The organism is Burkholderia sp. S-53 (genome assembly GCF_025560745.1).
GTDB lineage: Bacteria > Pseudomonadota > Gammaproteobacteria > Burkholderiales > Burkholderiaceae > Burkholderia > Burkholderia pyrrocinia.
Map to the genome: position 1 here is coordinate 2,941,087 of NZ_CP090484.1, position 23,457 is coordinate 2,964,543.

The window sequence follows — 23,457 nt, forward strand, 5'->3', positions numbered from 1 at the left end:
CTCCCGGTGACTCAGTGCGCGGACGCGGTGGTGGCCGCGTCAGGCGACTTCCAGTCGGTCGCGGCGGTCGATGCGCCGTCGATCAGGCGTTCCATGCCTTCGACGACGATCTTCTGCCCGGCCTGCAGGCCCGACTTGATGTGATAGCTGCGGTTCGTCAGCTCGCCGACTTCGACGGCCTTCAGATGCGCGGTGCCCTTCGCGTCGAGCACCCAGACCTGCGGTTTGCCGCCAGCGCGCACAACTGCCTGCTGCGGCACCGTCAGTGCGTTCGCGTAGTGCGCGCGCGGAATGCGGGCGCGCACGTACATGCCCGGCAGCAACTGGCGCTTCGGGTTGTCGACCAGCACGCGCACCAGCACGTCGCCGGTGCCCGGGTCGACGTTGACGCCCGAGAACAGCATGCGGCCCTTCACGTCGTAGCGCGTGTCGTCGCCGCGCAGCACGTCGACCGGCAGGCCGTTGCGCGTTGCGTCCGGCTGCGATGCGAGCGCGCCGCGCAGCGATTCGAGCGACGCGGCCGGCTGGCGCACGTCCACGTAGACCTGGTCGATCTGCTGGATGCGCGCCATCGGGTGGCTGTCGGTGCTGGCGACCAGCGCCCCCTCGGTCACGAGCGCCTGGTCGATGCGGCCGGCGATCGGGGCTTCCACCGTCGCGAATTTCAGGTCGAGCTGGCGGCGCGCGAGCGTCGCGCGGGCCTGGGCCACGTCGGCGGCTGCCTGGTCGCGCTGCGACACGGCGTCGTCGTACACCTGGCGGCTGATTGCATCGGCTTCGACGAGTGGCTTGAAGCGCGCCGTCTGCACTTTCGCGCGCTCGAGCGCGGCCTGCGCGCGCTGCAGCGACGCCGCGGCCGTATCCATGTCGGCCTTGAACGGCGCCGGATTGATCTGGAACAGCGGTTGGCCCGCGCGCACTTCGCTGCCTTGCTCGAACAACCGCCGTTGCACGATGCCGCTGACCTGCGGCCGGATCTCGGCGGTCCGCACGGCCGCGACGCGGCCCGGCAGGTCTTCGGTCACGTCGAGGCGCGAGGCGGCCAGGGTCATTGCCGCAACCGGGGTGGCCGGTGCGGCGGCCTGCTGCTCGGCAGGCCCGCAACCCGCCAGCATCGCCGCCACCAGCGCGCATACGGCGCCGTAGCAGCATCGTTTCTGATTCTTCATAGCGACTCCAGGAAGCGCAGGCAGCCCGCTGCCTGCTTTGACGGGGCGGAGTTTGCGTCGAATAGTTGGCGTCTTTGATGCGGAAAGATGGAGATTCGATGGAGAGGGCGAAAGGTGTCGAAAAGACGGCGTCGCCGGGCTCGGCCGTATGGGCGCGACGCTGTAACATTCGCGCGGTGTCGCCGACCTTCCGCATGCGGCCCAGTCAACGAGGATCGAGCCCGACGTGATCGACAACGACAAGCTCTGGAACGATGTGCCGGCGGCCTGGCAGGCCACGCTGGCGGGCTGCCGGTGGACGCGACAGACGGTCGGGCAGTCGGATGCGGCCGTATTCCGGCTCGATGCGCACGGCGCATCGCGCCGGTTCGTCAAGACCGAGCGGGCGGGGCCGCTGGGCGAACTGAGCGACGGGGCGGCGCGGCTGCGCTGGCTGGCGACCACGGGGCTGCCGGGTGCGCAGGTGCTCGACGTGGCGTCGGCAGCGGGGCACGAGTGGACGCTGCTGAGTGCCGTGCGCGGCGAAAACCGCGAAATGGCGCGGCTCACGCCGGTGGAGAAGATGACGATCGTCGCCGATGCACTGCGTGCGCTGCATCGGCTCGATCCGGTCGCGTGCCCGTTCGATCACGGCGCCGTGCATCGCATCGAGCGCGCCCGCGCGCGGATGAACGCGGGGCTCGTCGACGAAGACAACCTCGATGACTCGAGTACGGGTGTGCCGCTGGGGGAGCTGTTCGCGAGGCTTCAGGCGTACCAGCCGTCAATCGAAGACAGCGTGGTGACGCATGGCGACGCGTGCCTGCCCAATTTCATCGTCGAAAGGGGCCGCTTCTCCGGTTTCATCGATTGCGGCCGCCTGGGCGTGGCCGATCGCTATCAGGATCTGGCATTGGCGGCGCGCGATATCGAAGCGGATCTCGGCAGCGAATGGGTCGCGCCTTTCTTCACGCGATACGGGATCGAACATCCCGACCCGGATCGGATCGCCTTCTATCGATTGCTCGACGAGTTCTTCTGAAGCCGCAGGTGGTCGCGGGCGGCGTGCGAGATCGCTTCCTTTTCTGACGCATCGCCCGAATTTCGTAGTACTCCTGCTGTTTGAATTTAGATCTACGAGTCTGATATGAATTCCTGCGTCAGTCGTGCTCCCGATATGCAGAGGCGTAGCGGAGACCGTCGCCGAGCGTACACCGGGAAACCTGGGCCGGGGCGACCGGCCGGTCCGTGATCGACGACAGCGAACCCGCCGTCAACCCGCGCCCCCTTGCCATCCGAGTCCGAGGCTCTTCTGCAGCGACACATAGTCCTTGATCAGGTCGGCTTGCCCGGCGATCACGTTCTGCTGCGCGGACAGCGCTTCGCGTTGCGTGTCGAGCAGATCGATCATCGATGCGACGCCCGCGCGATAGCGCTCGTCCATCAGCGACCGGGAATGCACGGCCGACGTTTGCACCTTGGTGAGCGCAACGACGTGCTCGCGCTGGTGCCCATAGCGTTGCAGTGCCGTATTTGCATCCTGCAGCGCGCCGAGCACCGCCTTCTGGTAGTTCGCTTCCGCTTCGTCGCGCGACGCTTCGGCCGCGCGCACCGCGCCGCGCGTGCGGCCGAAATCGAGGATGTTCCATTGCAGATAGGGCGCACCGACCCACGTGAAGTTCTGCTTGCGGAACAGATGGCCGGGGTCCGTCGCACTGAAGCCGAGATCGCCGAACAGCGTCACCTTCGGGAAATAGTCGGCGACATGCTCGCCGATCTGCGCGTTGCTCGACGCGAGCCGGCGTTCGGCCGCGCGAATGTCGGGGCGCTGCTTCAGCATTGCGGCCGGATCGCCGATTGCGACGCTGCCGGGCAGCGTCGGCAGCGGGGCGTCCGGTGTCGACAGCGCGGCGTCGAGCGCACCCGGCGCGCGGCCCGTCAGGATCGCGAGCCGGTCGAGCGACTCCGTCACCTGCGCGTCGAGCGGGATCAGCGACGCACGCGTGCTCTCGACCTGCGTCGTCAGGCGTTCGATGTCCACTTCGGCCGCGACGCCGCGTGCGCGGCGCTGCTGCGTCAGTTCGAGCATCGTCTGCTGCAATTCGGCCGTGCGCTGCGACAGCGCCAGCCGCTGCTGCTGGTCGCGCAGGTCGACGTACGCGGTCGCGACTTCGGCGGCGATCGATACCTGGGTGTCCGAGAGATCCGCGTCGACGGCCTCGGCCTGCGCGGACGCAGCTTCGACCGCGCGGCGCGTGCCGCCGAACAGGTCGATTTCCCAGGTCGCGTCGAAGCCGGCCGAATAGAGTTGCAGCGGCCCCGAGCCGCCGAGCGACGGCGACGTACCACCCGACTGGTTCGAGCCGTTCGACGGCAGCAGCGAGCCGAGCGCGCTGACGTTCGGTTCGCGCATGCGGATGGCCGCGACGGTGGCCGACGATTTCGGCAACTGGGCCGCTCGCTGTTGTGAAAGCTGCGCGCGCGCTGCACGCAAGCGCGCTTGCGCGGCGTGCAGATCGGGGTTGTATACGAGCGCGGCGGTGATCAGGTCGTCGAGCTGGCGATCGTTCAGCGCGTGCCACCACGCGCTCGGTGCGGGCGCGGCGGTGTCGACGCCGGATGCCGGCGCGCGCACGAAGGTCGGCGCATCCGGTGCGGCGGGCGCGCCATGGTAGTCGGGGCCGACCGTGCAGCCGGCGAGCAGGCATGCGGCCGCGCACAGCGTGAGTGCGGGGCGGCGGGGCAGGAAGAAGGGTTTCATTGCGGAAGACGGTTCAATGGCCGGACGACATCGGCTGCGGCCCGCGCGGCGTTCTCAGCAGCAGTGCGAGCGGCACGCACGCGAGCAGCGCGAGCCCCAGCAGATAAAAGGTTTCGGAATAGGTCATCACGACCGCCTGGATCTGGATCTGCTGCGCGAGCTGGCCGAGCGCACGCATGTTCGAATACGCGAGATCGCCGGTGTGTGCGAACCAGTTGGCCGCGTAGGCCGACAAGCGGTCCTGCCCGATCAGCGAGTTCGCGGTCACCGATTCGCGGAGCGCGGACGTATGGAAGGTCGTGCGCCGGTCGATCACGGTGCCGATGATCGCGAGGCCGATCGAGCCGCCGAGATTGCGCGCCATGTTGTAGAGCCCGGCCGCGTCGCCCGAGTCTTCGCGCGCAACGGCTGCCATCGACGCCTGGTTGAGCGGCATCATCGCGAGCATCTGCGCGACGCCGCGGATCAGTTGCGACCATACGAAGTCGTGGCCGACGCTCTGCGCGGTCAGGCTGATGTCGAGCATGCAGCTCAGGCAGAACAGCAGCAGCCCCGAGATCACGAGGATGCGGAAATCGACCTTGCCGAGCAGGCGCGGCAGGATCGGCATCACGAGAAAGGCCGGCAGGCCCGACAGCAGCATGATCGCGCCGGCCTGTTCCGCGTTGTAGCCGGCGACGATCGCGAGGAACTGCGGCAGCAGGTAGGACACGCCGTACAGCCCGGCACCGACCGCGGACACGATCACGATCACGCTCGCATAGCGCGGGTTGCGCATCAGCGACAGCCGCATGATCGGCCGCTTCGCGAAGCGCTGCGACAGCGCGATCAGGATCATCCCGACGAACGACACGACGCTCAGCGTGACGATCGTTTGCGATTCGAACCAGCGTTCGCGCTGGCCTTCCTCGAGCACGACGGTGAGCGAGCTCAGCCCGATCGCGAGGCCGGCGATCCCGAGCCAGTCCGCGTTGAAGAACGCGCCCCATTGCGGGCGATCCGACGGCAGCCCGAACACCAGCAGCGCCATCAGCAGCAGGCACACGGGCAGGTTCAGGAAAAAGCACCAGCTCCAGTTCACGTTTTCGGCGAGCCAGCCGCCGAGCACGGGGCCGAACAGCGGCCCGAGCAGCACGATCAGGCCGAACAGCGTCATCCCGACCGGTAGCTGCGACAGCGGCAGCCGCGTGCGGATGATGGTCTGCGCGGTCGGGATCAGCGCGCCGCCGGTGAAGCCCTGGCCGATCCGGCCGGCGATCATCATCGGCAGCGAATGCGACCAGCCGCACATCATCGAGAACGCGATGAAGAGCGCGGAGTTCGTCAGCAGGAAATTGCGCAACCCGAACACGCGCGTGAGCCACGCGGCGAGCGGGATCATCACGATTTCCGACATCAGGTAGCCGGTCGAGATCCATGTGCCTTCGGTGCCCGTGGCGCCGATTTCACCCTGGATCTGCGGCAGCGCGGAGTTCGTGATCGAGATGTCGAGCGTCGCCATCAGTGCGCCGAGCGCGCCGGCCGCGACCGCGATCCAGTCGGTCACGCTCGCGCGGCCTTCGTGCGGCGGCGCGGGTGTCGTCGCGGGCGTGTCAGCCATGGCGCTTCTCGTCGCGGGCCGAACGCGTATCGACGTCGACCGTCACCGACAGCCCCGGCAGCAGCATGCGCTGTGCGCGGGCGTCCGCGGCGAGGCGGATGCGCACCGGCACGCGCTGGACGATCTTCGTGAAGTTGCCGGTCGCGTTCTCGGGCGGCAGCAGCGCGAACTGCGCGCCGGTGCCTGGCGCGAAGCTGTCGACGACGCCGGACAGCGCGCCGTCCGGCAGTGCGTCGACATGCAGTTCGACGGGCTGGCCGATGCGCATCTGGCCGATCTGCGTTTCCTTGAAGTTCGCGACAAGGTAGATCGAATTGACGGGAACCACGGTCAGCAGGCGCGTGCCGGGCTGCACATACTGACCGACGCGCACCGTGCGATCGCCGACGCGGCCGTCGAGCGTGCTGCGCACGACCGTGTTGTCGAGATCGAGCTGCGCCTGCGCGGCGCTGGCCTGCGCGGCCTCGAGCTGCGCGCGCGCCTGCTGGAGCTGCGCGGTGAACGACGCGATCTGCGTGCGTGCGGCGGCGATCGACGCATTGTTCGCGGCGAGCGTCGCGGCTGCCTGGTCGCGCGTGCTCTTCAGGTCGGCGACGCGTTCGTGCGTTTCTGCGCCGGTCGCGGCGAGCGGCGCATAACGCGCGTATTCGTCGCTCGCGTGCCGCGCGTTGATCTGCGACACCTTCGCCTGCGCGTCGGCCTGTTCGAGATTCGCGTGCTGCTGGCTGATGTCCGCTTCGGCGCGCGCGATATCGGCGCGGCGCGCGTCGACGGTCGCGAGCGATTGCGCGAGCGCAACCTGGTACTGGCGGACGTCGAGCCGCACGAGCGGATCGCCGGCCTTCACGGCCTGGTTGTCGCGCACATAGACGTCGGTCACGTAGCCGGCCACCTTCGGCGCGGCGGTCATGCTGTCCGCCTGCAGGTACGCGTCGTTGGTGCTTTCGATGAAGCGGCCGACCGTCCACCAGCGGCCGAGCCAGACGGCGCCGCCGATGGCCGCGAGCACGGCGACGACGAGCAGGATGCGTCGCTTCGATCCGACGTTGCCGTTGCGCGGCGTTGTTCCGGTTTCCTGACGATTTACTTTCTGTGGCGGGTCTTGCAGCGTCGACATGCTGGCATCCAATTTATTCCAAGTGGAAGAATTATTCCAGTTGCTAAAATTGTGTCAAGTAGAATGTCGGTCGATCGAATGACGAGGAAGGCATGAACGAAGCGAAGAAGCTGCGCCGCACGTCGGCGGGCGGCTACGCGCGCGGCGACGAAACGCGCCAGCGGATCATCGAGGCGGCGATCGAACTGTTCGGCGAACGCGGGTTCGCGGGCGCGTCGACGCGCGAGATCGCCGCGATGGCCGGCGTGAACGCGCCGGCGCTCCAGTACTACTTCGAGAACAAGGAAGGCGTTTATCGCGCGTGCGTGGAGACGATCGCGGAACACGGCTGGGAGGTGTTCGCGCCGGCGGTCGGCCATGCGTGGGCGATGCTCGATGCGGACGCGGACGTCGACGTGCTGATCGACGCGTTCGTCGGGCTGCTGCGCGCGCTGTCGGACCGGATGTTCACGGCGCCGAAGACGATGAACCAGCGGATGTTCTTCGCCCGCGAGCAGGGCGGCCAGGAGCCGGCGAGCGCGAGTGAAATCCTGATGAAGCGCATGCGCAAGCCGCTCAACGACGTGAGCGCCGAGCTGATCGGCCGCATCTCGGGGCGGCCGGCCGACGATCCCGTCACGCGGTTGCGCGCGCTGAGCCTGTTCGGGCAGCTCACGGTGTTCCACATCGCGCAGCGTTCGGCGCTTCAACTGCTCGAATGGGAAGCGTTCGAGGGCGAACGCGCGACGCTGCTGATCGAGACGATCGCCGACCAGACGCGCGTGCTGCTCGAACAATGGCACGCGCAGCGCGACGCAGGTGCAGCGGCTCCTGAAGCCGGTGCGAAGCGGCGGCCGCGTGCTGCGGCGAAACGCACGGCGAAGCCGGGTACGTCAACGCCTGCGGCGGCAAGCACGCGGCGTGCGAAGAAGCCCGCCGCGCGTTGAGCGCGGCGCGCCGTCAGCCCTGGCCGGTCAGCCCGGCTTGCGCTCCGGTTCGCCGGGCGACGGCGGCCGGGCCGCCGTTTCGGCGGCGTTGCCGTTGCGGGTGTTGCTGCCGCCGTCGCCGTTGCTTTCGCCGTTGCCGTTGCCTTCCGGCCGCGATCCATCCGCATACGCGACGAGGCTGCGTTGCGGATTGGCGATCCGGATGCCGCGTTCGCTGAACGTTTCCGCGATCCGCCGGTTGAATTCACGCTGTACGCTCCAGCGCGTCGAGTCCGTGCACTGCATTTGCCCGGCGAGCGCGAGCGCCGCGCCGTCGACCTGGTCGATGCCCCAGTAGCTGAAGTCCGACAGGATGCCGTCGTGGTATTTCGGATCGTCGCGCAATGCGGCGCCGATCTCCTTCAGCGTCGCGATCGCACGGTCGATGTCCTCGCCGTACGCGATGCTGACCTTGACGGCCGCGTTGCCGAGCCCGCGATTCGTGTTGTTGACGGTCGTCACCGAGCTGAACGGAATCGTGTACAGCGACCCGTCGCCCGCACGCAGCCGCACGGTACGGATCGACAGGTATTCGACCGTGCCCGACACGCCGGCGAGCGTGACCCAGTCGCCGACCTGCATCGCGTTTTCCATCAGCAGGAAGATTCCGGTGATGAAATCCTGCACGAGCTTCTGCGAGCCGAAGCCGAGCGCGACGCCGAAGATGCTGGCGCCGGCCAGCAGCGGGCCGATGTTCACGCCGAGTTCGCTGAGGCCCGTCAGCACGACGACCAGCGCGATCATCACGAACAGCAGCGAGCGCAGCATCGGCAGCAGCGTGCGTAGCCGCGCCGCGCGCACGAGATTGCCTTCGCGGGTCCATCGCTGCAGACGTCGCTCGATCGCGATGTTCGCGGCTTCCCATACGACGAGCGCGACGATGGCCGCGATCGCGATCGTCAGCAGCGCCGACGCGAGCCGGTGGCCGATCGTGCCGGTTTCGAACGCGCGGAAGATCGGCACGCCCCAGATCTGCAGCAGCAGCGCGACCGTCACGATGCCGATCGCAACCGATACGATCTGGCGCAGCAGCGGGTAGTAGCGGTACGCGTGCAGATGGACGAGCGTGCGGTCTTCGTCGCGGCGCTGGAACAGCCGCGCGAGCGCGCCGAACACGATGATCGACACGATCCGCATGCCGATCATCGCGGCGATCGAACGGCCGCCGAGCGTGATCAGCACGCGGTAGCCGTGATGGACGTCGAGCGCCCATACGAACCACAGTGCCATCACGATGAATACCGCCACGGGCGCCCATGCGTCCGCGAGCGCGTTGCCGACCACCGCGAAGGTCGGATGATCCGCGCCGGCTGCGCGGATCCGCGCAGCGACCGGCCGGCGGCACTGCAGGATCAGCGTCGAGATCATCACGTGCCCGACGAGCGCGACGGCTTTCAGCAGCGCGACGTGACCGGCCTCGCTGAGCCCGAAGTTCGCGGCGATCTCGATCGCGGCCGTGCAGGCGCCGACCACGATCACGATCCGCGCGATCGAGCGTTGCGCGAAGTCGGCCCATGCGTCGCTGATCTGCAGCAGCCGCAATTGCCTTGCATCGGGCTGGAACGACAGCCGGCTGACGATCGTGACCAGCCGGCAGATCACGTAGATGTCGATCAGCGATTCGAGCGCGGATTCGATCGGCGTGCCTGCATCGCCGATCATCGACATCGTCAGGCTCGCGGCACCGACGAACACGAGCAGCGGCACCGCGCGCAGCGCGAGGCTGACGAGCGCGCGCGGCATCCGGTGCAGCAGTATGGTGTGACGCCGCGCGTGGCCGCGGCCTTGCGATGACGCGGGTATGGCGTCGGATGCGTCGGCATCGTCAGGGGTGTCGGGCCGGTCCGATGATTCCGGTGGCGGCGCGTTGTCGTCGTCGGGCGCGGTGCCGCGCGACGAGTCGGCGCGCCGTGCGGCCAGCGCGGCGAGCGCGCGCCGCAGCAGCCGCTTCGCGAACCATTCGAACAGGAACGCGGGCACGAGCACGGCGACGATGATCCAGAGCGCGTGCGCGAGATCGGCGCGTTCGTCGGCGCGCACCAGCCTGTCATGCCACCAGCTTCCGACCGAGCCGACATCGAGCAGCGAGCGCAGCGATTCCTTCAGCGCGCTGCCGATTTCGGTGGTCCAGCGCGACCCTTGCCGGACGAGCATCGACGCGAGCCCGTTCGACGTGAGCGCGGTTGGCGCGGCGGCGGCCGATGCGCCGCTTGCCGCGTCCGCTTCGCTTGCCGCGACCGCGGGCGCGCTCAATGCGCCGACGGCCGCGATCGCGCGCAGCGTCGTTTCGACCTGGGCGCGCTGGCGCGGGTTTTCGAGCACGGTGAGTGCCTGCTGGGCCTGTTGCGGCGTCAGCGCGGGCGCGGTGCCGGAGGCGGCCGATGCGGCGGCCGGTGCGGGAGCGGCCGCGTGAGCAGCCGAGACGACGGCGGCGAGCAGCCAGCCGAGGAGAAGTTGTCGCATGAGTAGGCATGCGGGCGCGCATCGGCGCGCGGCCCGCCGGGCTGAACGATGGACGGAAGTTAACATGATCTCGATCGAAACCGAATAGTTCCATCGACGAATATTCGATTCGGGCATACGCGAGGCAGCGCGGGCGTTTGCGGGCGGTATTTGCGTCGCATCGCGATCCTGTCGGCAGGGGGCGGACGGGCAAGTGCCCGACACAGGACCGTAACGATCCGATATGCGGACACGTCCTTCTTGTCGAATCGTAAGCGTCCCGTAACGCGTACCTGTTGGCGACCCGGTGTGCAGATGTGAACCGGGAACGGTTGTTGAACGCGAATGGCGCATCGTCAGGCGCGCGTTCGGCCGATCATGAATGACGGACCGTGATCGCAACACGAACGTTGCATTCGTTGGTTTCGTATTCCTCAGGAATCACGCCTGCCCGTCGTGAAAAACCGGCAGCGCATGTTCGGCGAGTTCTTCGATGACCTCGCGCACGGGCCGGTCCGATCCCGGATTCAGCGTGACGTGATGCGTGCCTGCCGTGCGCATGTCCTGCAGGATGTCGATCAAAGCACGGCGCCCGGTGGCATAGCCGAGCGACAGCGCGGTGGCGGGTGCATCGGGATGCGCGGCGAGGTCGAGCCGCATCGACACGCCGAACGCGCGAAAGGCCGGCGACGCGAGCCGGTCGACCGCCGCGCGCCACATCGAATAGCGGGCGCGCTGCGTGTCCGGATCGCGGTGATACGTCATCCAGCCGATCGCATGTCGCGCGATCCAGTCGACGCTCTGTCCGCCCGAGCCGACCGCGAGCATCGGCACCGCGTCGTCGCCGCGCGGCAGCAACGTGAATTCGGGTGCGTCCGGCGGCGCTTCGTCGGGCAGCACGCGCGACGGCACGCCAAGCGCAGCCGCGACGACTTCCCAGTGCTTGCGATAGCGGTCGCGCCGCGTTTCCGCATCGACGCCGAACGCCGCGTATTCAGGCGGCCGGTCGCCGGAGCCGAGCCCGAGGATGAAGCGTCCGCCCGACAGCGTCGCGACCGACAGCGCGCCTTTCGCGATATGCAGCGGATGACGCAGCGGCAGCACGATCGCGCCGCTGGCGAGCGCGATCTCGCGCGTGCGCGACGCCAGTGCGCCGAGCAGCACCCACGGATCGAGGTGGCCCACCGGGTCGGGATAGTCGGCGCTGTTCAGCGGCACGTCGCGAATCCACAGCGCGCGGAAGCCGAGCGTATCGGCAAGCGCCGCGAGTTCGAGCTGTTCGTTGAAGTCGGCGACGATATTGCCGCTGCGAAGCAGCGGCAGCGTGAGGCCGATCGACAACTGCCCGGCCGAAAAGACGCGGTGTGCGACGTCGGCGCGGGCGGGGGCGGGCGTGGTCATGTCGAGTCCGTGGAGGCGGTGCAAAGCGAGCGCGCGCCGGTTCGTGCACGCGCGGCGTTCCGTGTCCGAATGCTAACGTGTTTGCGCCGGGCGGGAGCGGGGCGGCCTGCGCCGAACACGGCGCTACGCGATCCGCAGCGTCATGCCGCGCGGCGCGCGGCCCAGGCGTGACGCCACGCGTTGCGATCCGCGGTTGTCGCTGTCGGCGCGGTAGGACAGCGCGCGGTAGTCGATCTCCAGCCAGTCTTTTGCGTCACGCATACGTCGGGTATGGATCTCCGGTGATGCGGCGAGGAGCCGCGCGAAGCGTGCAAGGCCAGGCGCACGTGTCCGGTCATGTGGGCGCCGCCACCGTCGGGCGATTGTAAGTCGATTGGCGGCAGCGCAGGTGCAATGCGCCCGATGCCCGTCCGGGCTGCGCCCGGACGGGCCATGTTCCGTGTTTCAGTTCCGAAACATTCACGCTTTTTGACGGTGCGCGATCCTCGTCGACGGCCTTGCATCCGCCCGCGCGGCCTTGCGGAATGAAGCATGGTGCGCTCCTTGCATATCTGTACGGACCGTGAGCGCGGTCGCGGGCGCAGTCGGCCCGCCGATCGCTTCAGTGGGTCGGACATATCAAAGACGGGGACAAGAGAATGAAAACAGACCGAATCGCAACGTGTCGTGTTGCAAACCTGAATCGCCGACCTGCCCGGGTGTTCGCTTCGCCGTTGATTGCGGCGACGTGAGCGCGCGGCTTTCCGTTCCATCCGAGCAATCGGGTTCGTTCTGACCGACGACGTGCATGCGTGACGCACGAGGCCGACCGGTACCGGTCGGCCGTCGGGGATGAACCGTGAATGCATGCGGATGGCCCCGGCCGGGATCCCGGATCGTCATTCCGTAGCGCAACGCGAGTCGTCGTGCGGCGGATCCGTCCGCGCGACGCGCATGGCGTCGGCGTGACGGGCCGAAGAACCGGATCGCACCGGAAAGCAGGCCGCGCTACGGTGCGCGCGGTATCGCGGAACACACGTAGTCCAGGGGAAGCGTTCGCCATTCGCAGCGTGCGGACGCCGCAAGTTTGTGCTGTCAGTTGATCCACTACCCCGATGGATCAATTGTTGAAGCGCCCATCGCCGAGCGGCTGATGGGCGTCTTTTTTTTGTGCGCCGGTTTGTCGTGCGCGCCGCCGGCCGGATCGCGCGGCGTTCTGTATCATGTGCTGGCGCGCGGGCCGCTCGTGCGGTCGCACGGCTTGCCGGCGCGCCCGAGCACGCGTCGCCAACATGAACGAAAAAGCCTTGCACGATCCCTCATTCGCCGATGTCGAGCCGGCCGCGCTCGACGCGCTGCATACGTTCGTCGAGCGTCATCCGCGCCTGCTCGTGCTGACCGGCGCGGGCATCAGCACCGATTCCGGCATTCCCGGCTATCGCGACCGCAACGGCCAATGGATGCGCTCGCCGCCGATCCAGCTCCACGAATTTCTCGGCTCCGACGCCGCGCGGCGACGCTACTGGGCGCGCAGCATGATTGGCTGGCCCGTCGTCGGCCGCGCGCAGCCGAACCGGTCGCACGTCGCGCTGGCGCGGCTCGGCGGCGCGGGCCGGATCGAGCGCCTCGTCACGCAGAACGTCGACGGCCTGCACCAGCGCGCGGGCAGCGACGACGTGATCGAGCTGCACGGCGGGATCAACGGCGTGACGTGCCTCGCATGCGGCGCGCATCATGCGCGCGCGACGATCCAGACCGTGCTCGAAGCCGACAATCCCGAACTGCTGGGCGCGCAAGCCGAGCCGGCCGCGGACGGCGACGCGCACCTCGAATGGGCCGCGCTCGACACGTTCCGCATCCCGGCTTGCCCCGCATGCGGCGGCCTGCTGAAGCCGGCGGTCGTGTTCTTCGGCGAGAACGTGCCGCGCGAGCGCGTGGCGCTGGCCGCGCAGGCGCTCGAGGCGGCCGATGCGCTGCTCGTCGTCGGGTCGTCGCTGATGGTGTATTCCGGTTACCGCTTCTGCGTGTGGGCGCAGGCGCAGCACAAGCCGGTGGCCGCGCTCAATCTCGGCCATACGCGCGCCGATCCGATGCTGACGCTGAAGGTCGAGGCGCAGTGCGCGCCGGCGCTCGACGCACTCACCGCACGGCTGGGCCTCGCGGGCAACGCAACGGAGCACGCATCGTGAGCGGCCCGATATCTTCGCCCGATCCGTCCGCGCGGCTGTCGGCGCCGGCGGCCGAACGCAATCGCGGGCCGATCCTCGACGTGTTGCGCCGCGTATTGCCGGCGACCGGCAGCGTGCTCGAAATCGCGAGCGGCACCGGGCAGCACGTCGTCCATTTTGCGCAGGCGCTGCCCGGCCTGCACTGGCAGCCGAGCGATCCCGACGCGCACGCGCGGCGTTCGATCGCCGCGTGGATCGCGCATGCGGGCCTCGCGAACGTCGCCGGGCCGCTCGCGTTCGACGTGCGCGACGCATCGTGGCCGGTCGACGCGCTCGACGCGATCGTCTGCATCAACATGATTCACATCTCGCCGTGGGCCTGCACCGACGCGTTGTTCGCGGGCGCGTCGCGCCTGCTGCGGCCGGGCGGCGTGCTGTTCCTGTACGGCCCGTATCGTCGCGAAGGCCGGCATACGGCGCCGTCGAACCAAGCATTCGACCTGCAGTTGCGAAGCCGCGACCCGTCGTGGGGCGTGCGCGATCTCGAGACCGTCGTCGCGCTCGGCCTCGATCGCGGGCTCGACTGCATCGAGGTCGTCGAGATGCCGGCCAACAACCTGAGCGTCGTGTTCCGGCGGCTTCCGCACGCGGAGCAATGACACGCAAGCGCGCATCGCCGCCGGGTTTCCACTATCCTTTCGCCTGTGCGCGCGGCCCGGGTCGGGTCGCGCCCTGTTTTTTCCGGAGAATTGACTAATGGGCAAACAAGCAATCGGTGTGATCGGACTCGCGGTGATGGGCCGCAATCTCGCACTCAATATCGAGAGCCGCGGTTACGCGGTGTCGGTGTACAACCGCAGCCGCGAGAAAACCGACGAACTGATCGCCGAATTCCCCGGCCGCAATCTGGTGCCGACCCATACGCTCGAGGAATTCGTCGCGTCGCTCGAAACGCCGCGCCGGATCCTGATGATGGTGAAGGCCGGTGAGGCGACCGATGCGACGATCGCGTCGCTCAAGCCGCTGCTCGAAAAGGGCGACGTGCTGATCGACGGCGGCAATACGCACTTCACCGACACGATCCGCCGCAACCAGGAACTCGCGCAATCGGGCCTGCATTTCATCGGCACCGGCGTGTCGGGCGGCGAAGAGGGCGCGCTGCGCGGCCCGTCGATCATGCCCGGCGGCCAGCGCGACGCGTACGACCTCGTCGAGCCGATCCTGAAGCAGATCGCCGCGAAGGCCCCGTCGGACGACGAGCCGTGCGTCGCGTACATGGGCCCGGACGGCGCCGGCCACTACGTGAAGATGGTCCACAACGGCATCGAATACGGCGACATGCAGCTGATCGCCGAAAGCTACTCGGTGCTGAAGAACGTCGCGGGCCTGACCAACGACGAGCTCGGCGCGGTGTACACCGAATGGAACCAGGGCGAGCTCGACAGCTACCTGATCGAGATCACGTCGAAGATCTTCGGCAAGAAGGACGAAGAGACCGGCAAGCACCTCGTCGACGTGATCCTCGATCGCGCCGCGCAGAAGGGCACCGGCAAGTGGACGAGCCAGAACGCGCTGGATCTCGGCGTGCCGCTGCCGCTCATCACCGAATCGGTGTTCGCGCGCGTGCTGTCGTCGCTGAAGACCGAGCGCGTCGCGGCCAGCAAGATCCTGTCGGGCCCGGCCGCCACGCCGTTCGACGGCGATCGCGCCGCGTTCGTCGAAGCGGTGCGCCGCGCGCTGTACCTGAGCAAGGTGATCTCGTACGCGCAGGGCTTCGCGCAACTGCGCACGGCGTCAGGAGAGTACGGCTGGAACCTCGATCTCGGGACGATCGCGAAGATCTTCCGTGCGGGCTGCATCATCCGCGCGCGCTTCCTGCAGAAGATCACGGACGCGTATGCGAAGGATGCGGCGCTCGCGAACCTGCTGCTCGATCCGTACTTCAAGGACATCGCCGCGAACTACCAGGCGTCGCTGCGCGACGTCGTGGTCGCCGCGGTGAAGGCCGGCGTGCCGGTGCCGGCGTTCGCGTCGGCGGTCGCGTACTTCGACAGCTACCGTTCCGAGCGGCTGCCGGCGAACCTCGTGCAGGCGCAACGCGATTTCTTCGGCGCGCACACGTTCGAACGTACCGACAAGCCGGGCAGCTTCCACGCGAACTGGTCGTAACCGGCCGCGAGGCAGCATTGTTGCGAAAATCTATACTCTGAATAGGGTTTTTCTATCCCGGATGCCGACATTGTTGGCTCCGGGGAAACAGTGTTTTCGCTCTTTCATGGTTTTCCCTAGGGGACGTCGGGACTAAACTCTGTTCCATCGCTGCAGACATGGTGTGTGCGGCGGAGCAAAAAAATCCCGGAGGTAATCATGAAATCGCTGATCGCAACGTTCGCTGCAGCTGCTGTCCTCGCCGTTCCCGCCGTCTCGTTCGCCCAACAGAACGCGCCCGTCACCCGTGCGCAGGTCAAGTCCGAACTGGTCCAACTGCAACAGGCCGGCTACAAGCTGGGCAGCGACCGGACGAACTACCCGGAAGGCATCCTGGCTGCTGAAGCCCGTGTGAACCCGCAACAGAACGTCGCCGCCGCCGACACGACCGGCTACGGCGCACAACCGGCCGCTACGCAAGAATCCGGCGCGCCGGCTGCGGCGAAGACCGGCTGGCAAGTCAAGCGTATCTCTGACGGCGCACCGGTCTACAAGGGTCGTTAATGGCGCGGCCGCCCAGGCGGCCGGACCTGACTCCATGTAGTACAAACAGCCCGCCGTTCCGCTTTGCGGAACGGCGGGCTGTTTTCATTTGTGGCGCCTGCGGCGCCGGTTCCGTCATGCGGAACGGCCGGCGGTTTTCATGGGTGGCGCGTGCTGCGCCGCCAGTCAGTGCAGCGGGCGCCGGCCGCGCCCGATATCCCGGAACAGCGCTTCGGCGGGCTCCAGCACCTGCAGCCACGTTTCGTCGTAGCCGCTCAGCGTGTCGAGCGCCTCGCGCAGCCGCTCGATCGCGAGGACCGGCAGCTCGACGCTGTGGCGCGTGGCGCCCGTCAGGTGCGCGACGCTCGCCAGCTGGACGAGCGCATCGGCCGCCTCCGCGACGTCGGTCGCGAACAGCAGGTGCCGGTTGAGCAATTCGACCAGGCCGCTGGAACCGGCGAAATCGTCCGCGTCGAGCTGCACCGAAAGAAACGTCGCATTGTTCATTGTCATGCTCCTCGTTGTCGTTGGATTGCGCTGCGCATCACCGAGTATAGGCGGCGATCGAAGGGGAGAATGTGACGAAACCTGTACGGCAGGCGACGGCGGCGCGGCAAGCGGCAGGCCGGCGGAAAGCCCGCCGGACGGCCCGCGTGGCGTGGCTCGCAGGCCGCCGGCCCGCGCCGGCGGGGCCGCAAGATTGTTGCCGGAACCTGCAACTGTCGCGGTCCTGACCGCGACAAATGGTATCTTTGCCGGTCGGAGCGACGCGAAAAAGGGGCCGGTGAGCCCGTTCGCGCCGACGTTCCGCTGTGGAAACTGACGGCCGCGAGAGCGGTCGGATACTGGTTGGTCCGGCCGTCCGGCCGGACATCGTGCGTCGCGCGCCGGAGGGCGGTGGGCGGCGCAACGACGCAAATCCGGGAGGACCCTTGAGAGAAACTATTCCCATCCACGATTCGCTGGCGCGCTGGCTGCCGCAGGCGGCGCTCGTCGCGGCAGCCGTCGCGCTGTCGGGCTGTACGCTGACGCCGTGGACCGACAACTGGCAGCCGGCGCGTTCGTCGGCGCCGACGTCGGCCGCGACGCCGGGCGTGATCGCCGGTTATTACCGCGTGAACCCGGGCGACACGCTCGCGGGCATCGCGAACGCCTACGGGCAACGCGTGCAGGACGTGGCGAGCTGGAATCACATGGCGCCTACCGACGCCGTGTATCCCGGCCAGGTGCTGCGCGTCGCGCCGCCTGCCGCGACGTCGCTCGGGCAGCCGCCCGCGGCGGTCGCGCAGCCGGGCTCGCTTGCGTGGCCGGCCACGGGTGTCGTCGCGACGCAGTTTGCGGCCGGCAAGACGCGCGGCATCGTGATCGCCGCATCCGGGCCCGACCATTCGGTGCGGGCCGCGGCGAACGGGCGGGTGGTCTACGCCGGGTCCGGCGTCAAGGCGTACGGCCCGCTCGTGATCCTGAAGCACGACAACGGGCTCATCACGGCCTACGGGCACAACGGCAAGCTGCTCGTCAACGAGGGCGACGCGGTGCGCCAGGGCCAGCCGGTCGCGGAGATGGGCACCGACGCGAGCGGCCGTTCGACGTTCGAGTTCGAAGTTCGCCAGAACGGCAAGGTCGTCGATCCGATGAACTTCCTGCCGCGCAACGGCGGCTGACGAGCCGCATCGCCACGTGTGCGCCGGGCGGCGCACACGCTCCCGCCTTCTTCCGCGTTCATCCTCCCTTCAGCGTCGCAGCGCCGGATTGTCTCGCGTGATTGCCGAGCCAGCGGATGCCCAATGCGAGTGCCACCGCGCCGAGTGCGATCAGCGAGCACTGGATCGCGACCGGCAGGTAGCCGTGCGGCCGCGGATCGACGAACGGGTAGGGGTACCAGTTCTGCAGCGCGCCGCGCACGAGCGTATAGCCGAGATAGACGACCGGAAAACCGAGCCACGCGAACGCGCTACCCCGCGCGATCGGCGAGCGCGGCTCCACGTACAGCCAGTCGCACACCATGACGAGCGGCACGATCCGGTGCAGCACCCAGTTGTTGAACGCCGGCGTGATGTGGCGCAGCGCATCGTGGCGCGCGAGCAGCAGCTCGTAGACGATCGCGGTGATCAGCACGTACAGCACGGCCGCGCCGCGCATCGATTCGTAGCGGGCCGAGCCGGGGGGCGCGATGCGCCAGAGCCCCGCGGCCAGTATCGTGGCCGCATAGAGGCTGCTCAGTTGCGTGAAGTAGCTGAGGTAGTTGCCGAGCTGGAACGCGGGCATGCCCCAGTAGCCGGCGATGCCGTGCAACGTCGTGGACACCGCGAGCAACGCGGCGGTCAGCCGGTAGGCCGCAACGAAGAACGCCTTGCTCATGATGCGCGCGCAACGTCGACACCAAAGCTTCATCGTGCCACAGCCGTTCCCGTACGCGATGCGGATTTTCCATATGACAGCCCCGCGCGGCGTGCGTTGACGATTCGTCGGATATTTGACCGCGTCGCGCAAAACCGGACGCCCGCGCGGCTACAATCGTGGCAACTCTGCCGGGCGCAGGCCGGTTGCGGCATGCGCCCCTCCCCGCATACGACACGAGACGACGCATGAAAAACATCCTCGCGAAGCAGACGCGTTACAGCTCGCCCGCGATCTTCTTCCACTGGGCTATCTTCCTGCTGGTGGCGCTGGCGTACCTGGCCATCGAGATCCGCGGACCGAAAGGCAGCGACAGCCGCGTGTTCTGGATGAACGTGCACCTCACCGCGGGCACGTTCGTGCTCGCGCTGTCGTTGCTGCGCGTGCTGTGGCGGGCCGTCAGCCGCGTGCCGGAGCCCATTCCGCAAGCCGCGCTGCTGCGCTGGCTCTCGACGCTCTCGCATGTCGCGCTCTACGTGTTCATCATCGCGCAGCCGCTGCTCGGCATCATGATGATCAACCTGGGCGGCAAGCCGGTGTCGCTCGACTGGCTCGGCGTGTCGTTCACGCTGTTCGGCCCGGACAAGGCGCTGCGGCCGACGATCAAGGAAGCGCACGAACTGATCGGCAACGCGTTCTACTTCGTGATCGGCCTGCATGCGCTGGCCGCGCTGTATCACCATTTCATCCGGCGCGACGACGTGTTGCGCCGCATGGCGCCCTGAGCGTCGCACGTCGGACGCACGCAGCAGGCGGGGGGCGCATGGTTGTGTTGACAACCATGCGCCCCTAGTCCGTTTACCGTCATCCGCGGCTGGTCATCGCAGCGAACATTCTGTAACATCTCGGCTGTTTTTACATTCCGCTTACTCGCCGCTGCGCATGCTGCACCGACATCGTCACCTGACCGCCTGGCTTGGCGTGCTCGCGATCTGGTTCGCGATCGCGGCGCCGCTGGTGTCGCAGTGGCGCGTCGCGCAGGCGGCCACGCCTGACGCAATCGTCTGCAGTGCAGAGCACGGCGCACATCGGTCGCCCGATGCGGGCCGCATGCACGATCACGCGTTGCATCTCGATGCGTGCGGCTACTGCGGCTTCTTCGCGCACAGCCCCGCGATCGGCGCGCCTGCCGCCGCATCGTTCGCTTCCGTTTCCGTCGTTTCCGTTTCCGCCGTCGCGCCGCCTGCCGTCGCGGCGCGCGCCGACCGCTATCCGCGCGCGTATCCACGCGCACCGCCCGAGCGCGCCTGACGCGTTTTCTTCCGTTCCATCTACCGCCGATATCCGTGCGGCCCGTCGAGGCCGCGTGGAGGGCGTCACTCGGGCTTTCGATCATGACCATTTTCCAGTTGCGTGCGCCGCGGGCGTCACGCAATGCCGGTGCGCGGCGCGTGCCGCGCATGTTGAAACTCACCGTTCCCGCGCTTGCCGTCGGCGCACTGGCCGCGACCGGTGCCGCGGCCGCAACGACTCGCGCGGCCGGCGTGCCTGCGGACGACGCGGCCGTGCTGCTGCCGCCCGTCGAAGTCGTCGCGTCGCCGCTGACGACGCCGCTCGTCGTCGTCACGGATCCGAAGGCACCGCGCCAGCCGCTGCCGGCCAGCGACGGCGCGGACTACCTGAAGACGATTCCCGGCTTCACATCGATTCGCAGCGGCGGCACGAACGGCGATCCGGTGCTGCGCGGGATGTTCGGTTCGCGGCTGAACATCCTGGCGAACGGGATGCCGACGCTTGGCGCCTGCCCGAACCGGATGGATGCGCCGACGTCGTATATCGCGCCCGAAAGCTATGACAAGGTCACCGTCGTGAAGGGGCCGCAGACCGTACTGTACGGCCCGGGCGCGTCGGCCGGTACCGTGCTGTTCGAGCGCGTGACGCCGCGTTTCGACAAGCCGGGCATGCGCTTCGACGGTAGCCTCGTCGGCGGCTCGTTCGGTCGCAACGACCAGAACATCGACGTGACGGCCGGCACGCCGGATGTCTACGGCCGCGTGACCGCGAACCACGCGCATTCGCAGGACTACAAGGACGGCAACGGGAACACCGTGCCGTCGCAGTGGGACAAGTGGAACGCCGATGCGGCGCTCGGCTGGACGCCCGACGACCACACGCGGGTCGAACTGACGGCGGGCACGGGCGACGGCTACGCGAAGTATGCGGGCCGTGGGATGGACGGCGCGCATTTCCGCCGCGAGACGTTCGGCCTGTGGTTCGACAAGCGGCATCTCGGCGACGTGCTCGACCGGATCGAGGCGCGCGTGTATTACAACGAAGCCGACCACGTGATGGACAACTACACGTTGCGGCAGCCCGACGCGACCAGCAGCATGCCGATGCGGATGGCGTCGGAGGTGCGGCGCCGCACGTTCGGCGCGCGCGCGGCCGCGACGTTCCGTTTCGGCGACGACTTCAAGCTCGTGACCGGTGTCGACGCGCAATCGAACCGGCTCGATTCGCGCTCGGCGATGGGACGGCAGAACTACGGCGACCAGCCGTGGAATGCGCAGGCGACGATGTGGAACGCGGGTGCGTTCGGCGAGCTGACGTGGTACGCGAGCGACGTGTCGCGCGTGATCGGCGGCGCGCGGGTCGACTACGCGAGCGCACGCGACAAGCGCGCGACGACGAGCGGGATGATGATGAGCAAGCCCAACCCGACCTTCGACGACGATCGCACACGCGTGCTGCCGAGCGGCTTCGTGCGCTACGAGCGCGATCTCGCGTCGCTGCCCGTCACGTGGTACGCGGGGATCGGTCATGCGGAGCGCTATCCCGACTACTGGGAGCTGTTCTCCGCGAAGCGCGGGCCGGCCGGTTCGGTCAACGCGTTCTCGGCGGTGCAGCCGGAGAAGACCACGCAGCTCGACATCGGCGCGCAATACAAGAGCGATCGTTTCGATGCGTGGGTGTCGGCCTACGCAGGCTATGTGCAGGATTTCATCCTGTTCAACTACGCGGCCGGCATGATGGGCCCGACCACGCAGGCGACCAACGTCAACGCACAGATCATGGGCGGCGAAGCCGGCGTGTCGTGGCGGCCGGTTGCGCCGCTGCGCGTCGAGACGTCGCTCGCGTATGCGTGGGGGCGCAACGTGGCGAGCGGCGATCCGCTGCCGCAGATGCCGCCGCTCGAGGCGCGCATCGGGCTCGAATACACGCGCGGCGCGTGGTCGGCCGGCGGGCTGTGGCGGATCGTTGCGCCGCAGCATCGTTATGCACTGAATGAGGGCAACGTGGTCGGCAAGGACTTCGGCCCGAGCGCCGGATTCGGCGTGCTGTCGCTGCATACGCAATACAACGTCAGCAAGACCGTGCAGATCTCGGTCGGCGTCGACAACGTGCTGAACAAGGCCTACGCGGAGCATCTGAACCTCGCCGGCAATGCGGGCTTCGGCTATCCGGCGAACGCGCCGGTGATGGAGCCGGGCCGTACCGCATGGGTACGCGTGAGCGCGAAGCTGTAGGGCGTTGCGCGTGTGCGTTGCAGCATGCACGCGCATGAACGCGGCCCCGCCCGAACGGGCGGGGCGCGTCAAGCGATTAGAGAACCGTGTCTAGTCAGGGCGCAAACGTTGGCCACTCGTGCTTCACTCCGGCATTCGACAGTCACGGCGCACACGAGGGCGCCGCGTGTGTCGATTCGAGTCCATTCGTACCGGCAGCACAATAATCAGGAGAACATGCATGGCCAGATCGATGCGTTCCAGGGTGGTGGCAGGGGCAGTGGCATGCGCGATGAGCGTCGCGCCGTTCGCGGGGACGACCGCGGTGATGACGCTCGCGACGACGCACGCGGCGATGGCGGCGACCGCGCCCGCCGACGACTACGCGACGACGCGTTATCCGATCATCCTCGTGCACGGGCTCACGGGTACCGACAAGTACGCGGGCGTGCTCGAGTACTGGTACGGCATCCCGGAAGACCTGCAGCAGCATGGCGCGACCGTCTACGTCGCGAACCTGTCGGGCTTCCAGAGCGACGACGGCCCGAACGGGCGCGGCGAACAGTTGCTCGCGTACGTGAAGACGGTGCTCGCCGCGACGGGCGCGACCAAGGTCAATCTCGTCGGCCACAGCCAGGGCGGGCTCACGTCGCGTTATGTCGCGGCTGTCGCGCCCGATCTCGTCGCGTCGGTGACGACGATCGGCACGCCGCATCGCGGCTCCGAGTTCGCCGACTTCGTGCAGGGCGTGCTCGCGTACGATCCGACCGGGCTGTCTTCGTCGGTGATCGCCGCGTTCGTCAATGTGTTCGGGATCCTGACGAGCAGCAGTCACAACACGAACCAGGACGCACTCGCGTCGCTGAAGACGCTGACGACCGACCAGGCCGCCGCGTACAACCAGAACTATCCGAGCGCGGGCCTTGGCGCGCCGGGCAGTTGCCAGACCGGCGCGCCGACGGAAACCGTCGGCGGCAACACGCATCTGCTGTATTCGTGGGCCGGCACGGCGATCCAGCCGACGCTCTCCTTGTTCGGTGTCACGGGCGCGACGGACACGAGCACCATTCCGCTCGTCGATCCGGCGAACGCGCTCGACCCGTCGACGCTGGCGCTGTTCGGCACGGGCACGGTGATGATCAACCGCGGCTCGGGCCCGAACGACGGGCTCGTGTCGAAGTGCAGCGCGCTGTACGGCCAGGTGCTGAGCACGAGCTACAAGTGGAACCATATCGACGAGATCAACCAGTTGCTCGGCGTGCGCGGCGCGAATGCGGAAGATCCGGTCGCGGTGATCCGCACGCATGCGAACCGGCTGAAGCTGGCGGGCGTGTAATCG

Annotated in this window: 20 protein-coding genes; 11 read left to right on the forward strand and 9 right to left on the reverse strand. The window is 68.0% G+C overall.

Annotation, left to right across the window (positions count from 1 at the left end; genetic code table 11):
- Positions 1–11 precede the first annotated feature (11 nt).
- Complete coding sequence (locus LXM88_RS35265; RefSeq protein WP_262544107.1) at positions 12–1,169, reverse strand: efflux RND transporter periplasmic adaptor subunit; 1,158 nt, start codon at positions 1,167–1,169, stop codon at positions 12–14.
- Between the two features lie 226 nt (positions 1,170–1,395).
- Between LXM88_RS35265 and LXM88_RS35270 the strand changes: the two genes are divergently transcribed.
- Positions 1,396–2,190 (forward strand): APH(3')-II family aminoglycoside O-phosphotransferase, encoded by a 795-nt coding sequence (locus LXM88_RS35270; protein WP_262544108.1) that lies wholly within the window; start codon positions 1,396–1,398, stop codon positions 2,188–2,190.
- Between the two features lie 231 nt (positions 2,191–2,421).
- On the opposite strand, the gene LXM88_RS35275 is transcribed toward LXM88_RS35270, so the two are convergent.
- The 3 genes from LXM88_RS35275 to LXM88_RS35285 are packed head-to-tail and all read right to left on the reverse strand — an operon-like array spanning position 2,422 to position 6,626.
- Complete coding sequence (locus LXM88_RS35275; protein WP_262544109.1) at positions 2,422–3,909, reverse strand: efflux transporter outer membrane subunit; 1,488 nt, start codon at positions 3,907–3,909, stop codon at positions 2,422–2,424.
- A gap of 13 nt (positions 3,910–3,922) precedes the next feature.
- Complete coding sequence (locus LXM88_RS35280) at positions 3,923–5,509, reverse strand: MDR family MFS transporter (RefSeq protein ID WP_262544110.1); 1,587 nt, start codon at positions 5,507–5,509, stop codon at positions 3,923–3,925.
- Positions 5,502–6,626, reverse strand: coding sequence for an HlyD family secretion protein (locus LXM88_RS35285; protein WP_262544111.1), 1,125 nt, complete (start codon positions 6,624–6,626; stop codon positions 5,502–5,504). The genes LXM88_RS35280 and LXM88_RS35285 overlap by 8 nt, the downstream gene beginning before the upstream one ends.
- A gap of 92 nt (positions 6,627–6,718) precedes the next feature.
- Here LXM88_RS35285 and LXM88_RS35290 point away from each other — a divergent pair, with 92 nt between their 5' ends.
- The gene (locus tag LXM88_RS35290; protein WP_262544112.1) at positions 6,719–7,552 is read left to right on the forward strand and encodes a CerR family C-terminal domain-containing protein; all 834 of its coding nucleotides are present in this window, start codon (positions 6,719–6,721) and stop codon (positions 7,550–7,552) included.
- Positions 7,553–7,579: 27 nt separating this feature from the next.
- Here LXM88_RS35290 and LXM88_RS35295 read toward each other — a convergent pair whose 3' ends face one another.
- The 3 genes from LXM88_RS35295 to LXM88_RS35305 form a co-directional block, all read right to left on the reverse strand.
- On the reverse strand, positions 7,580–10,054 hold the full coding sequence (locus tag LXM88_RS35295) for a mechanosensitive ion channel family protein (protein ID WP_262544113.1): 2,475 nt from the start codon (positions 10,052–10,054) through the stop codon (positions 7,580–7,582).
- A gap of 420 nt (positions 10,055–10,474) precedes the next feature.
- Entirely contained in the window at positions 10,475–11,434 is a 960-nt protein-coding gene (locus tag LXM88_RS35300; protein ID WP_262544114.1) for an LLM class oxidoreductase, read from the reverse strand.
- 123 nt (positions 11,435–11,557) lie between these two features.
- Positions 11,558–11,695, reverse strand: coding sequence for a hypothetical protein (locus tag LXM88_RS35305; RefSeq protein ID WP_262544115.1), 138 nt, complete (start codon positions 11,693–11,695; stop codon positions 11,558–11,560).
- A 1,010-nt stretch (positions 11,696–12,705) separates the two neighbouring features.
- Between LXM88_RS35305 and LXM88_RS35310 the strand changes: the two genes are divergently transcribed.
- The 4 genes from LXM88_RS35310 (at position 12,706) to LXM88_RS35325 (ending at position 16,293) form a co-directional block, all read left to right on the forward strand.
- Positions 12,706–13,602 (forward strand): NAD-dependent protein deacetylase, encoded by an 897-nt coding sequence (locus LXM88_RS35310; protein ID WP_318654706.1) that lies wholly within the window; start codon positions 12,706–12,708, stop codon positions 13,600–13,602.
- Complete coding sequence (locus LXM88_RS35315; protein WP_262544117.1) at positions 13,599–14,240, forward strand: class I SAM-dependent methyltransferase; 642 nt, start codon at positions 13,599–13,601, stop codon at positions 14,238–14,240. Before LXM88_RS35310 ends, LXM88_RS35315 begins: the two co-directional genes overlap by 4 nt.
- Positions 14,241–14,337: 97 nt before the next feature.
- The gene (gene gndA / locus LXM88_RS35320) at positions 14,338–15,750 is read left to right on the forward strand and encodes an NADP-dependent phosphogluconate dehydrogenase (protein WP_262544118.1); all 1,413 of its coding nucleotides are present in this window, start codon (positions 14,338–14,340) and stop codon (positions 15,748–15,750) included.
- Positions 15,751–15,948: 198 nt separating this feature from the next.
- A complete protein-coding gene (locus LXM88_RS35325) occupies positions 15,949–16,293 on the forward strand; it encodes a DUF4148 domain-containing protein (RefSeq protein WP_262544119.1) in 345 nt (114 codons plus the stop codon).
- Between the two features lie 165 nt (positions 16,294–16,458).
- Here LXM88_RS35325 and LXM88_RS35330 read toward each other — a convergent pair whose 3' ends face one another.
- Positions 16,459–16,779, reverse strand: coding sequence for a hypothetical protein (locus tag LXM88_RS35330; RefSeq protein WP_262544120.1), 321 nt, complete (start codon positions 16,777–16,779; stop codon positions 16,459–16,461).
- Positions 16,780–17,204: 425 nt separating this feature from the next.
- Between LXM88_RS35330 and LXM88_RS35335 the strand changes: the two genes are divergently transcribed.
- Positions 17,205–17,936 (forward strand): peptidoglycan DD-metalloendopeptidase family protein, encoded by a 732-nt coding sequence (locus tag LXM88_RS35335; RefSeq protein WP_262544121.1) that lies wholly within the window; start codon positions 17,205–17,207, stop codon positions 17,934–17,936.
- Between the two features lie 58 nt (positions 17,937–17,994).
- Here LXM88_RS35335 and LXM88_RS35340 read toward each other — a convergent pair whose 3' ends face one another.
- A complete protein-coding gene (locus LXM88_RS35340) occupies positions 17,995–18,633 on the reverse strand; it encodes a Pr6Pr family membrane protein (RefSeq protein WP_262544122.1) in 639 nt (212 codons plus the stop codon).
- Between the two features lie 227 nt (positions 18,634–18,860).
- Here LXM88_RS35340 and LXM88_RS35345 point away from each other — a divergent pair, with 227 nt between their 5' ends.
- The 4 genes from LXM88_RS35345 (at position 18,861) to LXM88_RS35360 (ending at position 23,454) form a co-directional block, all read left to right on the forward strand.
- Complete coding sequence (locus LXM88_RS35345; protein WP_262544123.1) at positions 18,861–19,397, forward strand: cytochrome b; 537 nt, start codon at positions 18,861–18,863, stop codon at positions 19,395–19,397.
- A gap of 157 nt (positions 19,398–19,554) precedes the next feature.
- Positions 19,555–19,923 carry a DUF2946 domain-containing protein gene (locus LXM88_RS35350; protein WP_262544124.1) on the forward strand — a complete coding sequence of 123 codons (369 nt, stop codon included), beginning with the start codon at positions 19,555–19,557 and terminating at the stop codon, positions 19,921–19,923.
- Positions 19,924–20,006: 83 nt separating this feature from the next.
- A complete protein-coding gene (locus tag LXM88_RS35355; RefSeq protein ID WP_262544125.1) occupies positions 20,007–22,139 on the forward strand; it encodes a TonB-dependent copper receptor in 2,133 nt (710 codons plus the stop codon).
- A 220-nt stretch (positions 22,140–22,359) separates the two neighbouring features.
- Positions 22,360–23,454 carry an esterase/lipase family protein gene (locus tag LXM88_RS35360; protein WP_262544126.1) on the forward strand — a complete coding sequence of 365 codons (1,095 nt, stop codon included), beginning with the start codon at positions 22,360–22,362 and terminating at the stop codon, positions 23,452–23,454.
- Positions 23,455–23,457 lie beyond the last annotated feature (3 nt).

What these genes read in the sequence shown, in the direction of transcription:
- LXM88_RS35265 (WP_262544107.1), bottom strand. Translation starts at nt 1,169, where the DNA reads ATGAAGAATCAGAAACGATGCTGCTACGGCGCCGTATGCGCGCTGGTG.
- LXM88_RS35275 (WP_262544109.1), bottom strand. Translation starts at nt 3,909, where the DNA reads ATGAAACCCTTCTTCCTGCCCCGCCGCCCCGCACTCACGCTGTGCGCG.
- LXM88_RS35280 (WP_262544110.1), bottom strand. Translation starts at nt 5,509, where the DNA reads ATGGCTGACACGCCCGCGACGACACCCGCGCCGCCGCACGAAGGCCGC.
- LXM88_RS35285 (WP_262544111.1), bottom strand. Translation starts at nt 6,626, where the DNA reads ATGTCGACGCTGCAAGACCCGCCACAGAAAGTAAATCGTCAGGAAACC.
- LXM88_RS35290 (WP_262544112.1), top strand. Translation starts at nt 6,719, where the DNA reads ATGAACGAAGCGAAGAAGCTGCGCCGCACGTCGGCGGGCGGCTACGCG.
- LXM88_RS35295 (WP_262544113.1), bottom strand. Translation starts at nt 10,054, where the DNA reads ATGCGACAACTTCTCCTCGGCTGGCTGCTCGCCGCCGTCGTCTCGGCT.
- LXM88_RS35300 (WP_262544114.1), bottom strand. Translation starts at nt 11,434, where the DNA reads ATGACCACGCCCGCCCCCGCCCGCGCCGACGTCGCACACCGCGTCTTT.
- LXM88_RS35305 (WP_262544115.1), bottom strand. Translation starts at nt 11,695, where the DNA reads ATGCGTGACGCAAAAGACTGGCTGGAGATCGACTACCGCGCGCTGTCC.
- LXM88_RS35310 (WP_318654706.1), top strand. Translation starts at nt 12,706, where the DNA reads ATGAACGAAAAAGCCTTGCACGATCCCTCATTCGCCGATGTCGAGCCG.
- gndA (WP_262544118.1), top strand. Translation starts at nt 14,338, where the DNA reads ATGGGCAAACAAGCAATCGGTGTGATCGGACTCGCGGTGATGGGCCGC.
- LXM88_RS35325 (WP_262544119.1), top strand. Translation starts at nt 15,949, where the DNA reads ATGAAATCGCTGATCGCAACGTTCGCTGCAGCTGCTGTCCTCGCCGTT.
- LXM88_RS35330 (WP_262544120.1), bottom strand. Translation starts at nt 16,779, where the DNA reads ATGAACAATGCGACGTTTCTTTCGGTGCAGCTCGACGCGGACGATTTC.
- LXM88_RS35340 (WP_262544122.1), bottom strand. Translation starts at nt 18,633, where the DNA reads ATGAGCAAGGCGTTCTTCGTTGCGGCCTACCGGCTGACCGCCGCGTTG.
- LXM88_RS35345 (WP_262544123.1), top strand. Translation starts at nt 18,861, where the DNA reads ATGAAAAACATCCTCGCGAAGCAGACGCGTTACAGCTCGCCCGCGATC.
- LXM88_RS35350 (WP_262544124.1), top strand. Translation starts at nt 19,555, where the DNA reads ATGCTGCACCGACATCGTCACCTGACCGCCTGGCTTGGCGTGCTCGCG.
- LXM88_RS35355 (WP_262544125.1), top strand. Translation starts at nt 20,007, where the DNA reads ATGACCATTTTCCAGTTGCGTGCGCCGCGGGCGTCACGCAATGCCGGT.
- LXM88_RS35360 (WP_262544126.1), top strand. Translation starts at nt 22,360, where the DNA reads ATGGCCAGATCGATGCGTTCCAGGGTGGTGGCAGGGGCAGTGGCATGC.